Consider the following 25,341-nt stretch of genomic DNA (forward strand, 5'->3'; position numbering starts at 1 on the left):
ATCTTTCGCGTGCCGATCATGATGATTTAAAGCCGAAACGACCTGAAATCCTAAATCATGATATAGATCATATAATTAGAGCCGGATTTCAAGCAAAACCGCACACAGGCTTTGCCGTCCGGCTCCAGGTCTCAAAGGCTGAAATTATTGCCGAGATAGAGGCGGCGCACATCCGGATTGTTGACGATATCGTCCGGACGCCCATGCGTCAGCACTTCGCCGGCATGGATGATGTATGCGCGGTCGATGAGGCCGAGCGTTTCACGGACATTGTGGTCAGTCACGAGAACGCCGATGCCACGCGCTGTCAGGTGCCGCACCAGATTCTGGATATCGCTGACCGAAATCGGATCGACGCCCGCGAAGGGTTCATCCAGCAGCATGAAGGTCGGATCGGTCGCGAGCGCGCGGGCAATCTCCAGACGCCGCCGCTCGCCGCCCGAAAGCGCCACGGCCGGCGATTTCCGCAGTTGCGCGATATGAAACTCTTCCAGCAGCTCATCGAGCTTGCGGTTGCGCTTGGCGGCATCCGGCTCATGCACTTCCAGTACGGCGCGGATGTTTTCCTCGACCGTCAATCCCCGGAAGATCGAAGCTTCCTGCGGCAGGTAACCGACGCCGAGACGGGCGCGCCTGTACATCGGCATGGTGGTGACGTCATTGCCGTTGATGGCGATCTTGCCGGTATCGACGGGCACCAAGCCCGTTATCATATAAAAACAGGTGGTTTTTCCGGCGCCGTTCGGGCCGAGCAGACCCACGGCTTCGCCACGGCGCACGACCAGCGAAACCCCGTTGACGACGCGGCGTGTATTATAGGTCTTCGTCAGACCATGCGCGATCAGCGTGCCCTGATAGGGGGTCTTGTCCACCGGCGAGGCTGCGTCCGCGGATCGATCGCGCCCGCCGCCGAATATCTTTGAGATCGAGGGTATCTTCACGAGGAAAGACTACTGTTTTTTCTGGGATTTCGGATCAAGCATGATCCGAACAGGGCCGCCGCAGCTTTCCAGCTTGGCCTGCCCCGTATTCATCAGCACGGTCAGCTTGCAGCCGGTGAAGACATTCGTACCTTCAGACAGCACGACCTGCTTGCCCGTCAGAATGAAGGTCTGCGCCGCCATGTCGAATTCACCGTGGTCGGCCGTGGCTTTCTGGGTCTCGGACGTCAGATAGACATTATTGTCGACGAAGATTTTTTCGATATTGGCGTCGCCGCTGGTGAGCGAAGAACCCTCGCCCTTGTAATTCACCGTCATCTTGCCAGCCTGAAGGGTGGTCGTTCCCTGCACCACTTTCACATTGCCGGTGAAATAGGCCTTGCGCTCCTGATCGCGAATCTCGAGCTGGTCGCTTTCAATCGCGATAGGCTGGTCACCGGAGAGTTTGACGCCCTGCATGTTGCTGGTGGTGTTCTGGGCGAAGGCCACAGTTGCAAGACACGAAAGAACAAGACCTGCGGCTGCAAGGCCGGCGGATTTGCCGAGGGAAACGGGACGGGAAATTTGCATCATCTGGACCGGGCTCTCACTTGCCTTCATTCTTGATATTGGATGCAGCGATACGTGCCCGTACCTGCCCCGAAAATGTAATTGTTTTGCCATTATCGGCGATGTCAATCGATTGCGCAACAATCGAGCCGTCGTTTGTTTTGATCGAAACCGGCTCTTTGCTGCTCATTTTTCCGGCCTTCAGATCGACATCCGCAGACTGGAACTTCGCTTGTATGCCATTGCTGAGATTGATGTCAAAAGGCGCAGTCATCTTCAGCGTGTTGGTCGCCCGGTCGAAAATGCCTTCCTGGGCGATCACCTGCGCAACACTGTCGTTTACCGGCACTGCCGCCAGAACCTTTTCAAGCGTCATGAGATTGGGGTTGGCGATGTCCTGCAACGCACGGTCGGCGTTCATGGAATAATCGATCCCCTTCTCGTTGCGGCCGGCGACAGCAGGCTTTTCCATCACGATCTTGCCGTCTTCAATTCGTGCGCTCTCAAGAGAGACTTCGTCGGGGGCCCAGGTTCGGATAACCGAAACCGCGATGAAGGCGAGCGAAATGATTGCCGCGCCGAGCGGCAGAATGATCTTCAGCCGCTTCACGCGCGTGGAATGCCGCAGCGCGGTGTCATAGGCGCCGTTCTGGTCATTGCGCAGCGAAAATGCTGGCGCGGGTTCGCGGAGTCTTTCGAGCATAAGAGCGGGTCCGGAATGCCTCTAGGGCGCCATAATGGCGCATCATCGAAGCTTGTGTCTCTATCTAAATGTCTTTGGCATGTGTGCTTTGTCCTGCCAATATGGTTTTTGTCTGGATAGGTGCAAGGGAAATGCGAATTTTATCTTAATTCTGGTTTCCTTATTGTTTCCTTGCGGCTTCGCGTTAGAAGAACCATATGGCCTGAAGCGCAAAAGCGGATGACAGGGGTTTTTATGGACAACATGGCGATAGCGGATCGCAGGCGGTTGCGCCGCAAGCTGAGTTTCTGGCGGATTGCCGCCGTTCTGCTGCTTGTCGCCGGCGCTTTCGGTCTTTACCGGTTTTTATGGGATGGACCGCAGCAAAGTGCGAAGCCTCATATTGCCCGCGTCGAGGTTTCCGGCCTGATCACCGACAATACCGAACTGCTCGAGCGGCTCGACAAGATCGCAAGGAGCGAGAATGTCAAAGGGCTGATCGTGTCGATTTCCTCGCCAGGCGGCACCACCTATGGCGGGGAGCGCATCTTCAAGGCTATCAGAGGTGTGGCCGAAAAGAAGCCGGTTGTGTCCGATGTCCGCACGCTTGCCGCTTCCGCCGGTTATATGATCGCATCGGCAGGCGATGTCATCATTGCCGGTGAAACCTCGATCACCGGCTCGATCGGGGTGATTTTCCAATACCCCCAGATCGGCCAGCTGATGGACAAGCTCGGCGTCTCGCTGCAGGAAATCAAGTCGTCACCGATGAAGGCCGAGCCTTCGCCTTTCCATGAGGCGCCCGAAGAGGCAAAGACCATGATCCGCGCCATGGTGATGGACAGCTACGGCTGGTTTGTCGATCTTGTCGCCGACCGTCGCAAATTGCCGCGCGAGGACGTGCTGAAACTGGCGGACGGATCAATTTACACCGGCCGGCAGGCGCTTGCCAACAAGCTCGTCGATACGCTCGGCGGCGAAAAGGAAATTCGCAGCTATTTCGAGACACGCGGTGTTGCCAAGGATCTGCCGATCGTCGAATGGCGCGCGCCATCGTCCCGTTCGCCTTTTGCGCTTTTTAGTGTTGCGCAAATAGCGAAACTTCTGGGATATGACGATTTAATTCCCTTCGCAGGCCCCAGCCAGCTCGGTGCGGACAAGTTGTTTCTTGACGGTCTTGTTTCCGTTTGGCAGGTTGAGCCGCGTTAAAAATCCAATTCTTTCAGGGGGCAACCGTGATCAAGTCTGAACTGGTGCAGATCGTTGCTGCGCGTAACCCGCACCTTTATCACCGCGACGTGGAAAACATCGTCAATGCGGTGCTGGATGAAATCACCGATGCCCTGGCGGCAGGAAATCGCGTCGAGCTTCGTGGTTTCGGCGCATTTTCGGTGAAGAACCGTCCGTCCCGCTCGGGCCGGAACCCGCGTACGGGTGAGTCGGTTTTCGTCGAGGAAAAATGGGTGCCTTTCTTTAAAACGGGCAAGGAACTGCGCGAGCGCCTGAACCCGGGTATGGGCGACGAAGAGGACGATTGATCGTTCCTGACGCCGGGCGACTGAAAAGGAGCCTGCGAAACGCCCGCAGCGATGGAGTATTGTCGGATGTCGAAAAAAATCATCAACCTCATCATCCTGCTTCCACTGGCGATCATCCTCGTCATCCTTTGCGTGGCCAATCGTCAGTCGGTAACCCTGGCGCTCAATCCGTTCCGGCCGGAAGACGGCGTTCTGTCCTTCACCGCGCCGTTTTTTGTTTTCCTGTTTCTGGCGGTCATTTTTGGCGTTCTCATGGGCTCGGCGGCCACATGGTTTGCGCAGGGCAAACATCGCAAACGTGCCCGTATCGAAGCAAAAGAGGCCGTTCGCTGGCACGATGAGGCGAACCGCCAGAAGGCGGCCACCACAGGGCAACTGCCGCATGCGGGACAACTCCCGGCAAAGTGATGGTGCCGACAGTCGCTGCGGCTCTAGTCGAGCGGCGTGCGGAATGCTATTTGCTGGCGCAATAAGACGCGGGCAGAAGCGGAAAGATTTCCATTGAAGAAAAAAGACAGCCGGCCGGGCAATCGTGCGCGTGCCGGGAGCGAAAAAAAACAGGTCCATGCCGCAAAGCCGGCGCGGCGCACGGATACGGCGCCGAAGAAGCGCGAGCCGGACGCAGTCCGCAGCGTGCCGAAACCTGCGCCAAGGGAAAAGGCCATTCCGGTGGCGGCCGTTGAACAGGTGCCCGCGCGGCCCCTCAAGCATCGCACCGGTGAACTGCCAGCGGAACAGGTTCCTGTCATTCTGGAATCGAGCGGCGCGGGTGATTTTCACCTGATCGACAGCGGTAACGGCCTGAAGCTCGAACAATATGGCGATTACCGCATCGTTCGCCCCGAGGCGCAGGCTCTCTGGAAGCCTTCGATCCCGGACCGCGTATGGCAGAATGCCGATGCTGTCTTTACCGGCGATACGGATGAGGATGGCATGGGCCGCTGGCGCTTCCCGAAGGCGGCGCTCGGCGAAACCTGGCCCCTTTCCCTGCTTGGCATCGAATTTCTCGGCCGCTTCACGGCCTTTCGTCATGTCGGCGTCTTTCCGGAACAGATCGTGCATTGGGAATGGCTGAAACATGCCGTCGAAACGGCCGATCGCCCGCTGAAAGTGCTGAACCTCTTCGGTTATACCGGCGTCGCGTCGCTGGTCGCGGCGGCCGCAGGCGCTGAAGTCACCCATGTCGATGCTTCCAAGAAGGCGATTGGCTGGGCCAAGGAAAATCAGGCGCTTGCCGGGCTCGAGCAGGCGCCGATCCGCTGGATTTGTGAAGACGCGATGAAGTTCATCCAGCGTGAGGAACGCCGGGGCAGCAGCTACGACATCATCCTCACCGACCCGCCGAAATTCGGCCGCGGCACCCATGGCGAAGTCTGGCAATTATTCGACCATCTGCCGCTGATGCTGGATATCTGCCGCGAAATCCTGTCGCCCAAGGCGCTCGGCCTTGTGCTGACGGCCTATTCGATCAGGGCCAGCTTCTATTCGATGCATGAGCTGATGCGTGAAACCATGCGCGGCGCCGGCGGTGTCGTCGCGTCCGGCGAGCTCGTCATTCGCGAGGCCGGGCTTGATGGCAAGACGCCGGGCCGTGTGCTGTCCACATCGCTGTTCAGCCGCTGGGAGCCGAAATGATGAAAGATATGCGCGAAAATACCACGCGCCGCGTTGGCCAGGTCAAGGAAGTGACCAGCCTTGCCAATCCCATCATCAAGGACATCAAGGCGCTCACACAGAAAAAGGGCAGGGAAGAGACCGGCACCTTCATGGCTGAAGGCCTGAAGCTGGTCATTGACGCGCTCGAACTGGGCTGGACGATCAAGACGCTGGTTTACGCAAAGGCCGCCAAGGGCAAGCCGCTGGTGGAACAGGCGGCGGTCAAAACGGTCGCGTCGGGCGGACTGGTTCTCGAAGTCAGTGAAAAGGTCATCGCCTCGATCACCCGCCGCGACAATCCGCAGATGGTCGTCGGTATTTTTGAACAGAAATGGAAACCGCTGAAGGAGATCCGCCCGGAAAAGGGCGAGACCTACATCGCGCTCGACCGGGTTCGCGATCCCGGTAATCTGGGCACCATCATCCGCACTGCCGATGCGGCGGGTGCTTCGGGCGTCATTCTTGTCGGCGACTGCACCGATCCGTTTTCGCTGGAAACGGTACGCGCCACCATGGGGTCGGTCTTTGCCACCCCCATCGCCCGCGCTTCGGCCGAGGAATTCCTGTCCTGGAAAAAATCGGCGCAGGTCAGCGTCGTAGCCACCCATCTGGCCGGTTCGGTGGACTATCGAAAGATCGACTACGCCGGAAAGCCGGTCGTGCTCTTGATGGGCAACGAACAATCCGGCCTGCCGCCGGAACTCGCCGGCAAGGCCGACCAGTTGGCGCGCATTCCCCAGCAGGGCCGCGCCGACAGCCTCAATCTCGCCATCGCAACCGCCGTCATGCTGTTTGAGGCGCGGCGACATCTCCTCCAACTCGCACCGGTGACGTAATGGCCAAAGCGGCATTGTTCTCGAAATTCGGCCCGGCTTTCGCGCTGATCGCCGCCGCGCTGGTGCTGGATCAGATCGTCAAGCAGCTGGTCGAAGCCTATCTGCCGCTGCAGGAGATGGTTCCCGTTGTCCCGTTCCTGGCGCTTTATCGCACCTATAATCTCGGCGTGGCCTTTTCGATGCTGGAGGACATGCACGGCTGGTTCATCGTCAGCATGCGGCTCGTCATCGTGGTCTTCGTCTTGTGGCTGTGGCGAAAGACGGCGGAGGACCGTACCTTTGCCCATCTCGGTTTCGCCTTCATCATCGCAGGTGCTGCCGGCAATCTGCTCGACCGTTTTTTTTACGGCCATGTCATCGACTATATCCTGTTCCACACGCAGACATGGTCTTTCGCAGTCTTCAATCTGGCTGACAGTTTCATAACCATCGGCGCAGCCTGCGTCATTCTCGACGAGTTTTTGCACGCCCGGACGGCTAAAAAGTAAAATTTTAGGGTTTCAGCCAAACATATCAAAACCGCTGCCGTGGTAGCGGTTGCCTATGAGCGAACTGACAAGACTTCGTCAAAAAGTTTCAGATGAGCTGGGCCTGACCGCGACGGCGGCGCAGCCGGCGGATCGTGTCGAGGCAATAACGCGCCATGCGGATGAAGAACATGCGCCCGATGCCAGATCGATCGCATTCTATGTCGCCGTGTCGTTATCGCTCGGGGCTTTTTCCGCCGCCTTGATTGCGCTTGCCATGCCTTACGCGGTTACCGTCGCGCTGGCGACCTTGTTTGGCGCCGTGCTCGTCGGCGTCCTGCTCTACGCGCTCTTCGGCGAACCTTCCCGGCATCCCGCTGCGCTGGATGAAGGTTCCGATCTCCGGCTGAGACAAGCGCAAAACCGCTCGCTGATTGCCGAAATGCAGGAATTCATGGGTGATATCGTCGTGGTCCGCGACATGAACCGGCGCATTGTCGAGGCGAACGGGGTCTTTCGGGAAATCACCGGCTGCGCCGCGCCCGAAGGGCTCAGCTGCGAGGAAATCGGCATCGCTTTCCGTCCGGGCGACAAGGTCCATGCTTATGATGTGGAGATCGCGACCCCGTTCGGCCAGCGCATCTTTTCCTGGCATGATGTCGTGACCCGCGATCTGGCAAGCAGCCGTCTTCTCATCAGCAGCATTGCCCGGGATGTGACCGAGGAGCGGCTTGCGCTGGCCGAAAGGGAAGACGCCAGGCTGCGCGCCGAACAGGCCGATGCTGAAAAAGCGCGGCTGCTTGCAACGGTAAGCCATGAAATCCGCCTGCCGCTTTCCGGTATGCTGGGCATGAACCATCTTCTGTCGAAGACGAGGCTCAACGAAGAGCAGCGAAATTATCTCGATGGCATGCGCCAATCCGGCCAGTCGCTGGTGCAGCTTGTCGAGGATCTTCTGGATTATTCGACCATGGAGGCCGGCCGCTTCAGGCTCAATCCGCGCGCGGAAAACCTGCGCCGGCTGATCGAGAGCATCGTCGAGATGCTGGCCCATCGCGCCCATGAAAAAGGCATAGAGATCACCTCTTTCGTCGCGCCGAATGTGCCTGATCATCTCGATTTTGATCCGGCGAGGCTACGTCAGGTCCTCTTCAATCTCCTCGGCAATGCCGTCAAATTCACGCAGGAAGGCGGCGTCGTCATCCGGGCGCGCATGTCCGACGACGAGTTGCACATCACCGTCGAAGATACCGGCCCGGGCATGAGCCGGGCGGAACAGACCCGTATTTTCGGGGAATTCGAACAGGCAGGCCCTTTGTCGCAACGAAGCGCCGGTACGGGCCTCGGACTTGCGATTTCCGCCCGTATCGTGCGGGAATTCGGCGGCCATCTCACGGTCTCGAGCCGCAAGGGCAAGGGCAGTACTTTCAAACTGGCGTTTCGCCCGGCGGGCGCCCCTGCCGAAATGGCGGATCCAGGACGGCGTCATTGCCTGCGGCATACAAATGTCCTGCTCATCGCACCAAAAGGCGTGGCGGCGGCGGTGACGATGGAGGCGATCGAGGCTTTCGGCGGTCGATGCACGCTCATTCATCAGCCTGAGGATCTGGAAGAACTGAGGAAGGGTTCTGCCACGCGGCCGGTCGAGCTTACCGATATCATCGTCGACCAGCGCAGTTCGCCGCTGTTCAGGGATGCCCTGAAAGATTGGCCGCAGCAGAATGTCCGCCGCACGCTGTTGGTCAGCCCCGAAGAGCGGCCGTCGACCATGCATGTGGCCTTCGATGCCTGGTTGATTCGGCCGTTGCGGGAAAAATCCCTGATCGACGTCCTGTGCGGCCGTCTGCGCGGCATTGAGCGGCGCGACGCCATAAACGACAACCACCCGGATGTGGGTTTTTCTTCGCGGGTGACGGAAGGGGGGAGCGGTATCGAGATACTCGTTGCCGAAGATGATGCCGTCAATCAGCGCATCATTCGCGTCGTTCTGGAAAAAGGCGGCTACATCGTCCGCGCTGTCGAGGACTTTGAAGCGTTGCGGCAATCTGTGGAGCCGGGGGCATCCCGCCTCCCTGATCTCATCGTCTCAGATCTCAACATGCCGGGCGGCGAGGGGCTCAATGTTCTTCCCGAGCTTCTCCATACGCTGAAGGGCGAAAGAAATATTCCCGTCATCGTGCTCAGCGCAGATGCGAGTGACGCAACCGCCGAAATCCTGCTGAAGGCTGGTGTCGGCGCGGTTTTGGCCAAGCCTGCCGATCCGCGACGGCTGATTGAGGAAATTCGCCGCCTGGTGGGGGTGAAACGGCTGTCGCTGTCATAACTTGACAGACTCGCACTGGCGGCGTTTTGTCACTATTCTGTCGTCAATTAGTGATTTATGACAGGAAAATTGTTTGGTGGCGGAGCGATTCCCCATGGTTGCCGAAATCCTCAATCACGACATTTGTGAAAACAATGTTGTCATTAGCCCCCGTCCCGAGACAACTCAGGACAATGAGGGTCTTTTCGGCCGCATAGGCACGCTTGAAACGCGGCTCGCCAGAAATGAACGCGAAATCGATGCCGCGCAATCCGTGCGTTATCGGGTTTTCGTCGAGGAAATGAAGGCGCGGCTTCCCGCGGAAGCGATGCGCCGCGAGCGCGACATCGATGCGTGGGACAGCGTCTGCGACCATCTTCTCGTGCTCGACAAGGCGATTGAAGGCGATAGTGAGGACCAGATCGTCGGCACCTATCGCCTGCTGCGGCAGGAAATCGCGCTTGCCAATAACGGTTTTTATTCCGCCAGCGAATTCGATATTGCCGGTCTCGTCGCGCGCCATCCCGGCAAGCGCTTCATGGAGCTTGGCCGTTCCTGCGTGCTGCCGGAATATCGCACCAAGCGCACCGTGGAACTTCTGTGGCAGGGCAACTGGGCCTATGCCGTCAAACACCGCATGGATGCCATGATCGGTTGCGCCTCCTTTCCCGGCGTGCAGCCGGAAGCCCACGCGCTTGCTTTGTCTTTCCTGCACCATAATTGTCTGGCCAAAGGCGAGTGGGAAGCTTTCGCCCTTCCCGAGCTTTATCGTGAGATGGACCTCGTGCCGGCAGAGGCGCTGAACGCCCGCAAGGCGCTGAACGCCATGCCGCCGCTGATCAAGGGCTATATGCGTCTCGGCGCCATGTTCGGCTCCGGCGCGGTCGTGGATCATGCCTTCAACACCACGGATGTGCTCGTGGTCCTGCCGGTTTCGTCCATCGCCGGCCGTTACATCAGCTATTATGGCGGCGAGGCCGAACGCATCAACGGCTGACCGGGTTTTGATCGAGACCTTCAGGATGTTCCTGTGGGCAGCGGTGCCGTGTGTGTTGTGTTGGTGCGGGCAAAGCCGCTAGTGTCGGCGCTCTTTTCCGCAACACGATATGACATCGGCAGGCCATTGACGGACGTTCTGACAACCGCTTCCCTGATCTCGGAACAGAGCCGCGCGACGGCCACTCCGATGATGGAGCAATATATCGAGATCAAGGCGAACAATCCCGGTTCGCTGCTGTTCTACCGCATGGGCGATTTTTACGAATTGTTCTTCGACGATGCGGTGGAGGCTTCCCGCGCTCTCGGCATCACGCTGACGAAACGCGGCCAGCATATGGGTCATGATATCCCGATGTGCGGCGTCCCCGTCCATGCGGCGGATGACTATCTCCAGAAACTCATCCTGCGCGGTTATCGTGTCGCCGTGTGCGAACAGGTGGAAGACCCGGCGGAAGCGAAGAAGCGCGGCTCGAAATCGGTGGTCAAGCGTGATGTGGTGCGACTTGTCACGCCCGGCACGCTGACCGAAGAAAAACTGTTATCGCCGACGGAATCCAACTATCTGATGGCGCTGGCCCGTATTCGGGGTAGTGCGGAGGCGCAGTTCGCGCTCGCCTGGATCGACATTTCCACCGGCGTCTTCCGTCTGGCGGAAACCACGCTGACCCGGCTTCTGGCCGATATCTGGCGCATCGATCCGCGCGAGCTGATCGTCGCCGATAGCCTGTTCCATGATGAAGAGCTGCGGCCGGTTTTCGATGTGCTGGGCCGGGTCGCGGTGCCGCAGCCGGCGATCCTCTTTGACAGCGCCACGGCGGAAGGGCGCATTGCGCGCTATTTCAATGTCTCGACGCTTGATGGTTTCGGCACTTTTTCGCGCGTGGAACTGGCGGCCGCCGCCGCTGCCGTCGCTTATGTCGAAAAAACCCAGATTGCCGAACGCCCGCCACTCGGCGCGCCGGAACGCGAAAGCGCGGCCTCCACGCTTTTCATCGATCCCGCCACCCGCGCCAATCTGGAACTTGTGAAGACGCTGTCAGGCGAAAGGGACGGATCGCTCCTGCATGCCCTCAACCGCACCGTGACGGGCGGCGGTGCTCGGCTTCTGGCCGAACGGCTGATGTCTCCCTTGACCGATCCGGAAAGGATCAATGCCCGTCTCGATGCGGTCGCCTATCTCATCGATGACGTCTCCCTTTGCGATGGCCTGCGCGATGCGCTGAAACAGGTGGCGGACATGCCGCGTGCGCTTTCCCGTCTTGCGCTGGAGCGTGGCGGCCCGCGCGACCTCGGCGCCATCAGGCAAGGCCTTGCTTCGGCAGAAAAGATCGCGGCCATTCTCGATCAGGGATTGTTGCCGGATGAGCTTGCCGCGGCGCTCGCGGATTTGAAAGCCCTGCCGGGTGGTCTGGAAGCCATGCTCGGCTCGATGCTGGCCGATGAACTTCCGCTTCTGAAGCGTGATGGCGGATTTCTGCGCGAAGGCGCTAATTCCGAACTCGATGAGGTACGGGCGCTGCGAGACCAGTCACGTCGTGTGATCGCCGGGCTGCAGCTGAGATACGCCGATGAGACCGGCATCAAGTCGCTCAAAATCAAGCATAACAATGTGCTGGGTTATTTCATTGAGGTCACGGCGGGCAATGCCGATGTGATGACGACGACGGATGAGGCCAAGGCGCGCTTTATCCACCGCCAGACCATGGCCGGCGCCATGCGTTTCACCACCACCGAGCTTGCGGATCTCGAAAGCCGCATTGCCAACGCCGCTGCGCAGGCTTTGACCATGGAACTGGAAGCCTTCGAGCGCATGGTCAAGGCTGTTGTGCAACAGGCGGAAGCGATCAAGGCCGGTGCGCTGGCGCTTGCGGTGATCGATGTCGCCTCGAGCCTTGCCTATCTCGCCACCGAACAGGCCTATTGCCGCCCGATCGTCGATGCCTCCATGACCTTTTCCATCAAGGGCGGGCGCCATCCCGTGGTGGAGCAGGCCTTGCGGCGCCAATCCGCCGGACCGTTTATTGCCAATAATTGCGATCTGTCGGCCGTCAATAACGGCAAAAACGGTGCCATCTGGCTGCTCACCGGTCCGAACATGGGCGGTAAATCGACCTTCCTGCGCCAGAATGCGCTGATCGCCATTCTCGCGCAGATCGGCTCCTTCGTTCCGGCGGAAGCCGCCCATATCGGCGTCGTGGACCGGCTGTTTTCACGCGTCGGCGCATCCGACGATCTGGCGCGCGGCCGCTCGACCTTCATGGTGGAGATGGTTGAAACCGCCGCCATCCTCAATCAGGCAACGGATCGCTCGCTGGTCATTCTGGACGAGATCGGCCGCGGTACGGCGACCTTTGACGGTCTTTCCATCGCCTGGGCTGCGGTGGAGCATCTGCACGAGGTCAATCGCTGCCGTGGTCTCTTCGCCACCCATTTCCACGAATTGACGGTGCTGTCGGAAAAACTTGGCCGCCTTTCCAATGCCACGATGCGGGTGAAGGAGTGGGAAGGCGACGTCATCTTCCTGCACGAGGTTGGACCGGGGGCTGCGGATCGTTCCTATGGCATTCAGGTGGCGCGGCTTGCGGGCCTGCCTGCATCGGTTGTGGAGCGCGCCCGCGAGGTGCTGACGAAGCTCGAAGATGCCGACCGCAAGAACCCGGCTAGCCAGCTCATCGACGATCTGCCGCTGTTCCAGATCGCGGTTCGCCGCGAGGAAAGCCGCAAGACTGGCGCATCAAAGGTGGAGGACGCTCTGAAGGGGTTCAACCCTGACGAAATGACGCCGCGTGAGGCATTGGACGCGCTCTATGCGTTGAAGAAAGAACTTGGCAAGGCTTGAAGGGATAGATTGCCTGTCCATCGCCTTTAAAACTCGCTATAGGACACTCCCATCGCAAGTGGTGGGATTTCCCACAGGACATGGATACCGGCATAGATGGCCATCAAGGACCTGGATTTTTCCGACATTCTCGATGTATCGGCGCTCAAGCGCGAATGCGACATCATCTTCAGGGAAGATGGCAAACGTATTGCCGATATTCGCTCCGATCTGCTGCCGATCTTTCGCAGGGCCAGTACGGAAGGTCGGGAAAAGGCCAGAAATCTGCTGAAAGCCGATGGCAGCGGCATCGATTGCGCCAGACGCCTCTCCTGGCTTCAGGATCGGCTGATCGAAATCCTCTATGATCTCGCGTGCCAATATGTCTATCCGAAAGATGCGCCGCACATTGCCGTCGCTGCGGTCGGCGGTTACGGTCGCGGCACGCTGGCGCCGGGATCGGACATCGACCTTCTGTTCCTGCTGCCGGCCAAGAATACGCCGGATATGCACAAAGCCGTGGAGTTCGTGCTCTATCTGCTGTGGGATCTCGGTTTCAAGGTCGGACACGCCACCCGCACGGTGGATGAATGCATCCGCCTCTCCAAATCAGATATGACGATCCGCACCGCCATTCTGGAAGTGCGGGCGATCTGCGGCAAAAAATCCCTGACCGACGATCTGGAAAAACGCTTCGAGTCGGAAGTCGTTACCGGCACCGGTCCGGAATTCATCGCCGCAAAGCTCGCCGAGCGCGACCAGCGCCACCGCAAGGCGGGCGATACGCGTTATCTGGTGGAGCCGAACGTCAAGGAAGGCAAGGGCGGGTTGCGCGACCTGCACACGCTGTTCTGGATCGCCAAATATTATTACCACGTTCGCGATACGGCCGATCTGGTGAAGCTCGGCGTCCTGTCGAGATCAGAACTGAAGCTGTTCGAAAAGGCCGATGATTTTCTCTGGGCGGTTCGCTGCCAGATGCATTTCATCACCAACAAGGCCGAGGAGCGATTGTCCTTCGACATTCAACGCGAGATTGCCGATGCGCTGGGTTATCAGTCGCGCCCCGGCCTTTCCGCTGTCGAACGCTTCATGAAGCACTATTTCCTCGTGGCGAAGGACGTCGGAGACCTGACTCGTATCGTCTGTGCCGCACTTGAAGACCGGCAGGCGAAGGACGTGCCCGGTCTTTCCGGCGTCCTCAGCCGTTTTGCCCACCGTGTGCGCAAGATTCCCGGCTCGGTGGAGTTTGTTGAGGATCGCGGCCGCATCGCGCTGGCCAAACCGGATGTCTTCAAGAACGACCGGGTCAATCTGATCCGGCTGTTCCACATTGCCGATATCAACAATCTCGAACTGCATCCCGACGCGCTTCGTGTCGTCACGCGCTCACTGTCGCTCATCAATGACGAGTTGAGGGAAAACGAAGAGGCAAACCGGCTTTTCCTGTCGATCCTGACGTCCCGGCGCGATCCGGCGCTGACCCTGCGCCGCATGAACGAGGCCGGCGTTCTCGGCAAGTTCATCCCCGAATTCGGCAAGATCGTCGCGATGATGCAGTTCAACATGTATCATCATTACACGGTGGATGAGCATCTGATCCGCTCTGTCGGCGTTCTGTCGGAAGTGGACAAGGGAACGGCCATTGACGCCCATCCGCTCGCCAACCAGTTGATGCCAAGCGTCGAGGAACGCGAGGCGCTTTATGTGGCCGTGCTGCTGCACGATGTGGCGAAGGGCCGGCAGGAGGATCATTCGATTGCCGGTGCCCGCGTCGCCCGCAAGCTCTGCCAGCGTTTCCGCCTCACCGGCAAACAGACCGAAACGGTTGTCTGGCTGATCGAGCAGCATCTTTTGATGTCCATGGTCGCCCAGACGCGCGACCTGCACGACCGCAAGACCATCACCGATTTCGCCGACAAGGTGCAATCCATGGAGCGGCTGAAGATGTTGCTCATTCTGACGGTCTGCGATATTCGCGCCGTCGGCCCGGGCGTCTGGAACGGCTGGAAGGGGCAGCTGCTGCGTTCGCTCTATTACGAAACCGAACTGCTGCTGTCAGGCGGGTTCTCGGAAGTTTCCCGCAAGGAGCGCGCGCAGATCGCCCGGCAGGCGCTATACGACGCCCTTGAGGATTGGGGGCAGAAGGCGCGGCGCAAATACACCAAGCTGCACTATGAGCCCTATCTGCTGACAGTGGCGCTGGAAGACCAGGTGCGCCACACTCGCTTCATCCGCGAGGCTGACAAGCAGGAAAAAGCGCTGTCGACCATGGTGCGCACCCACTCCTTCCATGCCATTACGGAGATTACCGTGCTGGCGCCGGACCATCCGCGCCTGCTATCCATCATCACCGGCGCCTGCGCGGCGGCGGGCGCAAACATCGCCGATGCGCAAATCTTCACGACGTCCGACGGGCGGGCGCTGGATACGATCCTCATCAATCGCGAATTTCCGATCGATGAGGACGAGACACGGCGCGGCAATAATATCGGTAAGCTCATCGAGGAGGTCCTGTCCGGCAAGCAGCGCCTCCCGGAAATGATCGCCACGCGCACCAAAAGCCGCAAGAAGAAGAGCGCTTTCACCATTCCGCCGTCGGTCATCATTTCCAACGGGCTTTCGAATAAATTCACTGTCATCGAGGTCGAGTGCCTCGACCGACCGGGGCTTCTGGCGGATATGACGGCCGTTATCGCCGATCTGTCGCTCGATATTCACTCTGCCCGCATCACTACCTTCGGCGAAAAGGTCATCGACACCTTTTATGTGACTGACCTCTTCGGCCAGAAGGTGACGAATGATAATCGGCAGGCCAGCATTGCGCAGCGCTTGAAGGCTGTGATGAGCGAGCAGGAAGACGAATTGCGCGACCGCATGCCGAACGGCATCATCGCCCATCCAGACGTGGCGGCTCTGCCGGCCGCGCGCACGGCGAAGGCTTGATATCATGAGCCTGATCGGCAAGTTCGCCACCGTTGGCACCGCCACGCTCGGCAGCCGCATTTTCGGCTTCCTGCGCGAAACCCTGATGGCCGCCGCCGTCGGCACGGGGCCTGTGGCCGACGCCTTCAACGCCGCGTTCCGGTTTCCCAACACCTTTCGGCGGCTTTTTGCCGAAGGTGCGTTCAACTCGGCTTTCGTGCCGCTTTTCGCCAAGGAGATCGAGGCGAACGGCATGGAGGGCGCAAGACGTTTTTCCGAAGAGGTCTTCGGCGTTCTGTTCACCGTGCTTCTGGCCCTGACAATTCTGATGGAATTGTCGATGCCGTTCATCGTGCGCACCGTTATTGCGCCGGGCTTTCTGGAAGACCCGGTGAAATTCGAAAACACCGTTCATCTCGCCACCATCATGTTTCCTTATCTCGCCTGCATGTCTTTGGCGGCGATGATGGGCGGCATGTTGAACTCGCTGCACCGTTATTTCGCGGCCGCGATCGCCCCTGTCTTTCTCAACATCATCCTCATCGGCGTGCTCGCCTTGGCATGGTGGAAGAATTACGATCCTTTGCAGGTGGGTTATGCGCTCTCGTGGGGCGTGATGGCGGCGGGTCTGGTGCAACTCGCCATCGTCTGGATCGCCGTGCGCAATGCCGGCATGCGCATCGGTTTCCGCAGGCCGCGGCTGACGAAGAACGTGCAGCGCCTTCTGGTTCTGGCCCTGCCGGCAGCCATCACCGGCGGCATCACCCAGATCAATCTTTTGATCAACACCAATATCGCATCGGCCGGCGAAGGCGTGATCTCCTCGCTTGCCTATGCCGACCGGATTTACCAGCTGCCGCTCGGTGTCGTCGGCATCGCGGTGGCCACCGTGCTTCTGCCGGAACTGGCGCGGGCGTTGCGCGGCGGGCACATGGTGGAGGCGGGAAGCCTGCAGAACCGCTCGGTCGAATTCGTACTGTTCCTGACATTGCCCGCTGCTGCCGCCCTTTTGGTAATGGCGGAACCTATCGTTCGTTTTCTTTACGAGCGCGGCAACTTCTCGCCTTCGGCCACCGTCACCGTCGCGCAAATCCTTGGCATTTACGGTCTGGGCCTGCCGGCTTTCGTACTGATCAAGGCCTTCATTCCGGGCTTCTTCGCCCGCGAGGATACGCGCACACCGATGATCTTCGCGGCGATTTCCGTCGTCGTGAACGTTTCCCTGGCGCTGACACTGTTTCCGCGGCTTGGAGGCCCGGGCATCGCCATTGCCGAAATCACCGCCGGCTGGGTCAATGCCACCCTGCTGTTCGGCATGCTTTTGTGGCGCGGTCACTGGCAGGTGGATATTCCACTGCTCACCCGCATTCCACGCCTGCTGCTGGCTGCGGCCTTGATGGCCGGTTTCGTGCACTATGCGCTGACCTATTTGACTTTCGAATTGTCTTCCGCTTCGTCCATTTTCGTGCGGGCAGGCACCATCATGGCTCTCGTCTTCGCGGCCATGCTGGTTTATTTCGTGCTCGCTTTCGTTTCCGGCGGCGCCGATATCGGTATGGTCAAACGAGCCATCCGCAAGCGCGGCAAGAAGAACATCGAGACGGAGGCGGGCTGATGTGCTTTGCCGAGAACCGCCGCATCGCGCTCGTCACGCTTGTCGTGGACGATTACGATCGGGCGAAGGCGTTTTATTGCGACGTTCTCGGATTTGAGTGCCTTTCCGATCAGCCGCTTGGCGACGGCAAAAGATGGCTGGTGGTGAAGCCACAAGGAACCGAGGGCGGCGGCCTCCTGCTTGCCGAGGCGGATGGTGAGCCGCAGACGCTTGCTATCGGCAACCAGACCGGCGGGCGCGTCGGATTTTTCCTGCATACCGACGATTTTGCACGTGACTATGAAACCATGATTGCGCGCGGTGTGCGCTTTCTGGAAGAGCCGCGCCATGAGATTTACGGCTCCGTTGCGGTCTTTGCCGATCCTTATGGAAATCGCTGGGATCTTCTGGAACCGCGCGGCTGACATGCCCTGAAACCGCTTGATTGCTGGGGGCTGCGGGTGCATAAGCGCGCGTGCAATTCCAACCATGGGGCGGGGCCCTCCACAAGCCTTTTCGAGGACGACAATGAACGCATTCAAGCCGCTGGTTTTCTCGGGCGTCCAGCCGACCGGCAATCTGCATCTCGGCAATTATCTCGGCGCCATCCGCAAATTCGTGGCGCTGCAGGAAGATAACGACTGCATCTATTGCGTCGTCGATATGCATGCCATCACCGCCCAACTCGTTCACTCCGACCTGAAGGCCCAGACCCGCTCGATTGCGGCCGCCTTTATCGCCGCCGGCATCGACCCCGTGAAGCACATCGTCTTCAACCAATCGGCGGTGCCGCAGCATGCCGAACTGGCCTGGGTGTTCAACTGCGTGGCGCGCATCGGTTGGATGGAGCGCATGACACAGTTCAAGGACAAGTCCGGCAAGAATACCGAGCAGGTGTCGCTTGGACTGCTCGCCTATCCGAGCCTGATGGCCGCGGACATCCTTGTTTATCGCGCCACCCACGTTCCTGTCGGCGACGACCAGAAGCAGCATCTTGAACTTGCCCGCGATATAGCCCAGAAATTCAACATCGATTTCGGTGACCATATCCGCAAGGCGGGCCTCGGGCTGGATATCACCGTGGGCGATGAGCCGGTGCACGCCTATTTCCCTATGGTGGAGCCGCTGATCGGTGGTCCGGCGCCGCGCGTGATGTCGCTGAAGGACGGCACCAAGAAGATGTCGAAGTCCGATCCCTCCGATCTGTCGCGCATCAATCTGATGGACGATGTCGATGCGATCTCGAAGAAGATCAAGAAGGCAAAGACCGATCCGGATGCGCTGCCGAGCGAAGTGGAAGGCCTGAAGGGTCGCCCCGAGGCCGAAAACCTCGTCGGTATCTATGCCGCGCTTTCCGACAGGACCAAGGCGGATGTTCTTTCCGAATTCGGCGGACAGCAGTTCTCGGCCTTCAAGCCGGCCTTGGTCGAGCTTGCCGTCCATGTTTTGGCCCCCGTCAACAACGAGATGCGCCGCCTTCTCGATGACCCGACCCATATCGACGCTATCCTCAGCCAAGGCGGCGAGCGGGCGCGCACCATTGCCGAAAAGACGATGAACGAAGTGCGCGACATCATCGGCTTCCTGCGCTGACAGGTCGCTGCTGCGCGAATGCGGCTGGCGGTTTGCGCCTGCCGTGATTTGATATAATCTCCGCCCGAACCGTCGGGCGGTTTTGCGGATCACGGCGGACCTAGGGAGTGCAGAATGGTTTCAAAACGGCTGTCGCGTCTGGAAGGGCATCGTCGCAAGTTTCTCGCTGTTATCGATGACACACCGGAATGCGAAAGGGCCGTGCACTATGCCGGTCGTCGCGCCAAGAACTCCAATGGCGGTCTGGTACTGCTCTACATGATCCCGGAAGGCGATTTCCAGCAATGGCTGGGTGTCGAGCAGATCATGCGGGCCGAGGCGCGGGAGGAAGCGGAAGCCACGCTTGCGAAGATTGCCCAGAAGGTGCGTGAGACCATCGGCATCGAGCCGGAAGCGGTGATCCGTGAAGGCAGCGCAACCGAGCAGATCCACGGGTTGATCGAGGAAGACCGCGATATCGCGATTCTCGTTCTGGCTGCGGGATCGACCAAAGAAGGGCCGGGACCGCTCGTTTCCTCCATCGCCGGGCGAGGGGCAGCCTTCCCGATCCCCGTCACCGTACTGCCGGATACGCTGTCGGACGAGGAAATCGACGCACTCTGCTGACGCCGGAGTTGGGGCAAGATTTAGGGGCTGACGATTACTTGAATGTAATTATCATGTCAGGGCTTGAAGTGTAGCTTCGCCGGGCGTATTTTTTGGAAGAATTCTAAATTACGGGGCGTGAACCGCGGCCTCGAAGGAGACGACGATGTTCATTCAGACGGAAGCCACGCCCAATCCCGCCACGCTGAAGTTCCTGCCGGGCAAGGTGGTGCTGGAAAGCGGCACAGCGGAATTTCTCAATGCGTCGCAGGCGCAGGCCTCGCCCTTGGCGGAACGCCTTTTCACCATTCCGGGTGTGACCGGGGTCTATTTTGGTTTTGATTTCATCACCGTGACCAAGGACGATGCGGAATGGCAGCATCTGAAACCTGCCATCCTCGGCTCGATCATGGAACATTTCATGTCCGGCCGGCCGATCATGGGTACGGCGATTGCGGCCGAAGTCTCGGATGAGGAAGGCGAGTTCTTCGAAGAGGGTGACGAAACCATCGTCGCCACCATCAAGGAACTGCTGGATACCCGCGTTCGCCCCGCTGTGGCACAGGATGGCGGCGACATCACTTTCCGCGGTTTCCGCGATGGTACGGTGTTCCTGAACATGAAGGGCGCCTGCTCGGGTTGCCCGTCCTCCACCGCCACGCTGAAACACGGCGTTCAGAATCTGCTTCGCCATTTCGTGCCGGAAGTGCGCGAAGTCGAAGCGGTATAAAAGCGCAAGCCAGGCCATCATGATTGTTCTCGCACTCGACACTTCAGGTGTGGATTGTTCCGCCTGCGTTTATGACAGCACCTTTGACAGGGTGCTCGGCGAGGTCTGCGAAACGATCGGCAAGGGCCATGCCGAAAGGTTGATGGCGGTGATCGACGGTGCTCTGGAGCAGGCGCAACTGTCGCTCCAGAATGTCGGGCGCATCGCCGTGACCATCGGGCCGGGGTCTTTCACCGGTATCCGCGTCGGGGTCGCCGCCGCGCGCGGCTTTGCCCTGTCGCTCGGCGTCGAGGCCGTGGGCGTCACCACGCTTGAAACGCTGGCGCTTCATCATCTGCTTGCAAATCCCGGCCGGCCCGTGGCCGTTGCGCTGGATGCCAAGCGCGGCGAAGCCTATCTCCAGACATTCGGTGCGGATGGGGCGCCGCTGCGCGATGCCGCGCTTCTGTCTCTGGACGACGCCCGAACGGCCACTAGTTGTTTCGACGGCGTCGTCATCGGTTCAGCCGCGCCGCTTTTGGCAGGGTCGGAGGCGGGTTCGGGGCCGGATCACTTCCCGGTCGCTTCGGTCGCGTTTGCTGCTGCGCGTAAGCCGGCTGGCCAGCCGAAACCTTCGCCCCTTTACCTGCGCGGGCCGGACGCCCGGCCGCAGACCGGTTTTGCGCTGGCACGTCAGGGCGTTGCCTGATAGGGCATTCGTCAGCCTGTGCGAATGATTCCCGTGATGCCCGATTCCTGTTATGTTTGACGACTATCTGACCTGGAAACCCTATTTCGAGATTGTGCCGATGCAGCATGAGGATTGCGCCGCGGTGGCGGAGTTGCATGCGCTGCGCTTTCCGCGCCCGTGGAACGACGGGGAGTTTTCCGGCCTGCTCACGCAAGGGGCTGTTTTCGGTGCTGTCGCACGCCAGACCAACGCCTTTTTCAGCAAGCCGCTCGGTGGTTTCGTGCTGGCGCGGGAAGTGGCGGGCGAGGCGGAAATCCTGACCGTTGCCGTGGCCGACAAGTTCGCACGCGCGGGGCTGGGCTGGCGTCTGATGCAATCGGCTATCCGCGAGGCGATGATGCGCGGCGCGGAAACCATGTTTCTCGAGGTGGATAATAATAACGCCTCCGCCGTCGGGCTCTATAAGAAGCTCGGCTTCAAAACTGTCGCGGAACGCAAGGCCTATTACACCGCCAAGGATGGAACGAAGTCGACGGCGCTTGTCATGCGCCGCGATCTTCGCTAGTTCCCTGCGACAGGCATTTTTTCGGCGAAAGCCGCAAACCGCGAGTCTCAAAAGGCCAGAAGACGTGACAGACCTTTCGAAAACGCTGGAGGAGCTTTGTGCCGAACGCGGCATGCGGATGACGGATCAACGCCGTGTTATCGCCCGCGTCCTTCAGGAGTCAGCCGACCATCCCGATGTCGAAGAGCTTTACCGCCGTTCCTCCGCCGTGGACCCGCGCATCTCGATTTCCACCGTCTACAGAACGGTGAAGCTGTTCGAGGATGCCGGCATCATCGAGCGTCACGATTTTCGCGACGGCCGCTCGCGCTACGAGACCGTGCCCGAAGAACATCATGATCACCTGATCGATTTGAAGAACGGCGTGGTCATCGAATTTCATTCGGCCGAGATCGAGGCCCTTCAGGAAAAGATCGCCCGTGAACACGGCTTCAAGCTCGTGGATCACCGGCTGGAACTTTACGGCGTGCCGTTGAAGCCAGGCGAACGTTGAGACCCCGGTGAACGAGCGGGCGTTTTTCCCATGATGTGGCTCCGGACAGCCTATATTGCGGTCATTCTCCTGATCGTCACGCTTGTCTTGCTGCCGCTTCAACTGCTGGGCCTTGCCTTCGACTGGCGGCTTCGCCGTCGCATTCCGCGCCTCTGGCATCGCATCGCCTGCCATGTCCTCGGCATCCGCGTTCATGTGCACGGCGATGTGGAGCGGGCGAAACCGCTGATGCTGGCGGTCAATCATGCCTCGTGGAAGGATATCCTCGTTTTGGGCAGCATTGCCGATGTGGTGTTCATTGCCAAGACCGAGGTGCGGGACTGGCCGGTGTTCGGCTGGCTCGCCCGCTTGCAGAAAAGCATCTTCGTTCAGCGTGAGCAGAAGCGCAGCACCGGCGCGCAGGTGAGCGAGATCGCCAGTCGCATGGCGGATGGCGAAATTGTCGTCCTGTTCCCCGAAGGCACCACCTCGGACGGTAACCGCATGCTCGCCGTCAAATCCTCGCTGTTCGGTGCGGCCTCCACCGCCGCTGAACAGGTGCCGGGAAAGCTGGTTTATGTCCAGCCGGTCGCCATTGCCTATACAAGGGTGCAGGGCATGGCCATGGGGCGTTACCATCGCGTCATCGCCGCCTGGCCGGGCAGCATCACGCTCGTGCCGCATCTGCTCGGCATCATCAGGGCCGGCGCCATCGATGTCGACGTGACATTCGGTGACAGCGTTCCGTTCCACAGCACGGATAACCGTAAGCGCTTGGCGACCGATGTTGCCGCCGCCATCCGCTCCATGCTGGCCTTCAGCCTGCGCGGCGGCTGGCGGAATTAGCGAGATCGTAGCTTTTCCGGCATTTTTCTGTTTAATCTGGCCGGGAAAAACACTAGATAGCCGCCATGACCCAGGAAACGCTTGGCCTTGACGCCACACCCATGATCGCCCGCGACGGCTCGGACAGCCGAAAGGTCTTCATCAAGACCTATGGCTGTCAGATGAATGTCTACGATTCCGTCCGTATGAGCGATGCGTTGGCGAAGGACGGTTACGTTCAGACCGAGGATATGGGCGAGGCGGATCTGGTTCTGCTGAACACCTGTCATATCCGTGAAAAGGCGGCTGAAAAGGTCTATTCGGCGCTTGGCCGCCTGCGCGACATGAAAAAATCGCGCGAAGAGCAGGGCCGCGAATTCATGATCGGCGTTGCCGGCTGTGTCGCGCAGGCGGAAGGCGAGGAAATCCTGCGCCGCGCGCCCGCCGTCGATGTCGTGATCGGCCCGCAGACCTATCACCGCCTGCCTGACGCCTTAAAGCGGGTGCGCGGCGGTGAGCGCGTCATCGAGACCGAATATGCGGTTGAGGACAAGTTCGAGCACCTGCCGGTCGCGGAGAAAGCGACATTGCGGACACGCGGCGTCACGGCGTTCCTGACCGTGCAGGAAGGTTGCGACAAGTTCTGTACCTTCTGTGTCGTGCCCTATACGCGAGGTTCGGAAGTCTCCCGCCCCGTGCGCCAGATCGTCGATGAGGCGATGAAGCTCGTCGATGCCGGCGTGCGCGAGATCACGCTGCTCGGGCAGAATGTCAATGCCTGGCAGGGCGAAGGCCCGAAGGGTGAGAAATGGGGCCTTGCCGAACTGCTCTACAGGCTGGCGGAAATTCCCGGCCTTGCACGGCTTCGCTACACCACCAGCCATCCGCGCGACATGGACGAGCGCCTGATCGGCGCGCATCGCGATCTGCGCATCCTGATGCCCTATCTGCACCTGCCTGTTCAGTCCGGCTCGGATCGCATTCTCAAAGCGATGAACCGTCGCCATACGGGTGAGGAATATATCCAGCTCATTGAAAAAATCCGGAGCGCGCGCCCTGATATCGCCATGTCGGGGGATTTTATTGTCGGCTTCCCCGGCGAGACGGATCGCGATTTCGAAGATACGATGGCGATGGTCGAGACCGTGAAATATGCGCAGGCCTTCTCGTTCAAATACTCCACCCGCCCCGGCACGCCGGGAGCCGATCTCACCGATCAGGTTGCGGAAGAGGTGAAGGCCGAACGACTGGAAAGATTGCAGGCCCTGTTGCTGCGGCAGCAGAAGGAATTTGCTGAATCGCTGGTCGGAAAAACCATGGATGTGTTGCTGGAAAAGCCCGGTCGCATGCCTGAGCAGTTGATAGGTCGCTCTCCGTGGCTGCAATCCGTGAATCTTGATGCAAAGACGTTGAAAATCGGTGACATTGTTAATGTACGAATCACCGCAACGGGTCCAAACAGCTTGTTTGCCGAGGTGGCAGGGAGTTAGAGTGAGGAGCCGACACTGATTGGGACAGGAGCCTGACCGCTTGAACGCACACGAATTGGTATCAAATTCATCGCGCCAGCCACGCCAAGCCGCGACCGACGCCAATCACTTCGTCCTCACGTTCGAGAATAACAGGATAGCGGGAGAGCTATTCGGTCAGTTCGATCAGAACCTGAAGCTCCTGGAGCAGCGCCTCAATATCGACGCTCGACCGCGCGGCAATTCCGTCGCCATCACCGGCGATGTCGTTGCCACCAATCAGGCTCGTCGGGCGTTGGATTTCCTTTATGAACGGCTGCTCAAGGGCGGAACCGCCGAGGTTTCCGATGTCGAAGGCGCGATCCGCATGGCTGTGGCCGCGGACGACCAGTTGACCTTGCCGACGATGGAACGCAAGGCGAAGATTTCCATGGCGCAGATTTCCACACGCAAGAAGACCATCGCTGCCCGCACGCCGACGCAGGACGTCTATATGCGGGCGCTGGAACAATCCGAACTGGTTTTCGGTGTCGGTCCCGCCGGCACCGGCAAGACCTATCTTGCCGTCGCTCATGCGGCGCAGCTTCTGGAGCGCGGTGCGGTTGACCGCATCATCCTCTCACGCCCCGCCGTCGAAGCGGGTGAGCGTCTTGGCTTCCTGCCGGGCGACATGAAGGAAAAGGTTGATCCGTATCTGCGCCCGCTTTACGACGCCCTTTATGACATGATGCCGGGCGACAAGGTGGAGCGCGCCATTCAGGCGGGCGTCATCGAAATCGCGCCGCTCGCCTTCATGCGCGGCCGCACGCTGGCCAACGCCGCCGTCATTCTGGACGAAGCCCAGAATACCACGACCATGCAGATGAAGATGTTCCTTACCCGCCTTGGCGAGAACGGCCGCATGATCGTGACCGGCGACCCGAGCCAGGTGGATTTGCCGCGCGGCGTGAAATCCGGTCTTGTCGAGGCCCTGCAAATCCTTGGCGATGTGGAAGGCGTGTCCGTCGTGCGCTTCAAGGACGTCGATGTTGTTCGCCATCCGATGGTGGCGCGTATCGTCCGGGCCTATGAGTCCCATACGGCGGTGCCGGATGAGAGCCTCCTGAAGGGCGACTGACATAAAGA

At 59.7% G+C, this 25,341-nt stretch carries 24 protein-coding genes; 21 read left to right on the forward strand and 3 right to left on the reverse strand.

What is annotated here, in order from left to right; all coding sequences use genetic code 11:
- Window positions 1-131: 131 nt before the first annotated feature.
- From lptB to lptC, 3 genes are read right to left on the reverse strand one after another with little or no spacing between them, the layout of a single operon-like run.
- Window positions 132-917: an LPS export ABC transporter ATP-binding protein gene (lptB, locus tag PL597_RS06330; protein WP_373692769.1), complete on the reverse strand. Its 786-nt coding sequence runs from the start codon at window positions 915-917 to the stop codon at window positions 132-134.
- 33 nt (window positions 918-950) lie between these two features.
- Complete coding sequence (locus tag PL597_RS06335) at window positions 951-1,514, reverse strand: LptA/OstA family protein (RefSeq protein WP_077984408.1); 564 nt, start codon at window positions 1,512-1,514, stop codon at window positions 951-953.
- Window positions 1,515-1,527: 13 nt separating this feature from the next.
- On the reverse strand, window positions 1,528-2,193 hold the full coding sequence (gene lptC / locus PL597_RS06340; RefSeq protein ID WP_077984409.1) for an LPS export ABC transporter periplasmic protein LptC: 666 nt from the start codon (window positions 2,191-2,193) through the stop codon (window positions 1,528-1,530).
- Window positions 2,194-2,427: 234 nt separating this feature from the next.
- Here lptC and sppA point away from each other — a divergent pair, with 234 nt between their 5' ends.
- The 21 genes from sppA to PL597_RS06445 all read left to right on the forward strand — a co-directional run bounded on the left by sppA (window position 2,428) and on the right by PL597_RS06445 (window position 25,333).
- The gene (gene sppA / locus PL597_RS06345; protein WP_137410944.1) at window positions 2,428-3,381 is read left to right on the forward strand and encodes a signal peptide peptidase SppA; all 954 of its coding nucleotides are present in this window, start codon (window positions 2,428-2,430) and stop codon (window positions 3,379-3,381) included.
- Between the two features lie 2 nt (window positions 3,382-3,383).
- Window positions 3,384-3,710 carry an integration host factor subunit beta gene (locus tag PL597_RS06350; protein WP_219256707.1) on the forward strand — a complete coding sequence of 109 codons (327 nt, stop codon included), beginning with the start codon at window positions 3,384-3,386 and terminating at the stop codon, window positions 3,708-3,710.
- Window positions 3,711-3,776: 66 nt separating this feature from the next.
- Window positions 3,777-4,118, forward strand: coding sequence for a LapA family protein (locus PL597_RS06355; protein ID WP_162520623.1), 342 nt, complete (start codon window positions 3,777-3,779; stop codon window positions 4,116-4,118).
- 93 nt (window positions 4,119-4,211) lie between these two features.
- Window positions 4,212-5,345, forward strand: coding sequence for a class I SAM-dependent methyltransferase (locus PL597_RS06360; protein ID WP_089153264.1), 1,134 nt, complete (start codon window positions 4,212-4,214; stop codon window positions 5,343-5,345).
- On the forward strand, window positions 5,342-6,202 hold the full coding sequence (locus PL597_RS06365; protein WP_271364782.1) for a TrmH family RNA methyltransferase: 861 nt from the start codon (window positions 5,342-5,344) through the stop codon (window positions 6,200-6,202). Before PL597_RS06360 ends, PL597_RS06365 begins: the two co-directional genes overlap by 4 nt.
- Window positions 6,202-6,690, forward strand: a complete 489-nt coding sequence (lspA, locus tag PL597_RS06370) for a signal peptidase II (RefSeq protein WP_137409688.1) — start codon at window positions 6,202-6,204, stop codon at window positions 6,688-6,690. Before PL597_RS06365 ends, lspA begins: the two co-directional genes overlap by 1 nt.
- 55 nt (window positions 6,691-6,745) lie before the next feature.
- On the forward strand, window positions 6,746-8,992 hold the full coding sequence (locus PL597_RS06375; protein WP_142914208.1) for a hybrid sensor histidine kinase/response regulator: 2,247 nt from the start codon (window positions 6,746-6,748) through the stop codon (window positions 8,990-8,992).
- Window positions 8,993-9,086: 94 nt separating this feature from the next.
- Window positions 9,087-9,968 carry a GNAT family N-acetyltransferase gene (locus tag PL597_RS06380; protein ID WP_077984415.1) on the forward strand — a complete coding sequence of 294 codons (882 nt, stop codon included), beginning with the start codon at window positions 9,087-9,089 and terminating at the stop codon, window positions 9,966-9,968.
- Between the two features lie 189 nt (window positions 9,969-10,157).
- Window positions 10,158-12,809, forward strand: coding sequence for a DNA mismatch repair protein MutS (gene mutS, locus PL597_RS06385; RefSeq protein ID WP_077984473.1), 2,652 nt, complete (start codon window positions 10,158-10,160; stop codon window positions 12,807-12,809).
- A gap of 96 nt (window positions 12,810-12,905) precedes the next feature.
- A complete protein-coding gene (locus tag PL597_RS06390) occupies window positions 12,906-15,734 on the forward strand; it encodes a [protein-PII] uridylyltransferase (RefSeq protein WP_077984416.1) in 2,829 nt (942 codons plus the stop codon).
- Between the two features lie 4 nt (window positions 15,735-15,738).
- Window positions 15,739-17,328 (forward strand): murein biosynthesis integral membrane protein MurJ, encoded by a 1,590-nt coding sequence (gene murJ, locus PL597_RS06395; protein ID WP_142914210.1) that lies wholly within the window; start codon window positions 15,739-15,741, stop codon window positions 17,326-17,328.
- On the forward strand, window positions 17,328-17,732 hold the full coding sequence (locus tag PL597_RS06400; protein WP_137409692.1) for a VOC family protein: 405 nt from the start codon (window positions 17,328-17,330) through the stop codon (window positions 17,730-17,732). Before murJ ends, PL597_RS06400 begins: the two co-directional genes overlap by 1 nt.
- 103 nt (window positions 17,733-17,835) lie before the next feature.
- Entirely contained in the window at window positions 17,836-18,900 is a 1,065-nt protein-coding gene (gene trpS / locus PL597_RS06405) for a tryptophan--tRNA ligase (protein ID WP_077984419.1), read from the forward strand.
- Window positions 18,901-19,014: 114 nt separating this feature from the next.
- The gene (locus PL597_RS06410) at window positions 19,015-19,506 is read left to right on the forward strand and encodes a universal stress protein (protein ID WP_003503758.1); all 492 of its coding nucleotides are present in this window, start codon (window positions 19,015-19,017) and stop codon (window positions 19,504-19,506) included.
- A 145-nt stretch (window positions 19,507-19,651) separates the two neighbouring features.
- Window positions 19,652-20,215 (forward strand): NifU family protein, encoded by a 564-nt coding sequence (locus PL597_RS06415; protein ID WP_077984420.1) that lies wholly within the window; start codon window positions 19,652-19,654, stop codon window positions 20,213-20,215.
- A gap of 19 nt (window positions 20,216-20,234) precedes the next feature.
- Window positions 20,235-20,903, forward strand: a complete 669-nt coding sequence (tsaB, locus tag PL597_RS06420; protein WP_137409693.1) for a tRNA (adenosine(37)-N6)-threonylcarbamoyltransferase complex dimerization subunit type 1 TsaB — start codon at window positions 20,235-20,237, stop codon at window positions 20,901-20,903.
- 52 nt (window positions 20,904-20,955) lie between these two features.
- A complete protein-coding gene (locus PL597_RS06425) occupies window positions 20,956-21,450 on the forward strand; it encodes a GNAT family N-acetyltransferase (RefSeq protein ID WP_077984422.1) in 495 nt (164 codons plus the stop codon).
- A gap of 64 nt (window positions 21,451-21,514) precedes the next feature.
- Window positions 21,515-21,943 carry a Fur family transcriptional regulator gene (locus PL597_RS06430; RefSeq protein WP_077984423.1) on the forward strand — a complete coding sequence of 143 codons (429 nt, stop codon included), beginning with the start codon at window positions 21,515-21,517 and terminating at the stop codon, window positions 21,941-21,943.
- Between the two features lie 30 nt (window positions 21,944-21,973).
- Window positions 21,974-22,768 (forward strand): lysophospholipid acyltransferase family protein, encoded by a 795-nt coding sequence (locus PL597_RS06435; protein WP_077984424.1) that lies wholly within the window; start codon window positions 21,974-21,976, stop codon window positions 22,766-22,768.
- A 65-nt stretch (window positions 22,769-22,833) separates the two neighbouring features.
- On the forward strand, window positions 22,834-24,237 hold the full coding sequence (miaB, locus tag PL597_RS06440) for a tRNA (N6-isopentenyl adenosine(37)-C2)-methylthiotransferase MiaB (RefSeq protein WP_269835098.1): 1,404 nt from the start codon (window positions 22,834-22,836) through the stop codon (window positions 24,235-24,237).
- 40 nt (window positions 24,238-24,277) lie between these two features.
- Window positions 24,278-25,333, forward strand: a complete 1,056-nt coding sequence (locus tag PL597_RS06445; RefSeq protein ID WP_077984425.1) for a PhoH family protein — start codon at window positions 24,278-24,280, stop codon at window positions 25,331-25,333.
- The last annotated feature ends 8 nt before the right edge of the window (window positions 25,334-25,341 follow it).

This window comes from Agrobacterium sp. ST15.13.013 (assembly GCF_027956525.1).
In the GTDB taxonomy this organism is placed as follows: Bacteria; Pseudomonadota; Alphaproteobacteria; order Rhizobiales; family Rhizobiaceae; genus Agrobacterium; species Agrobacterium salinitolerans.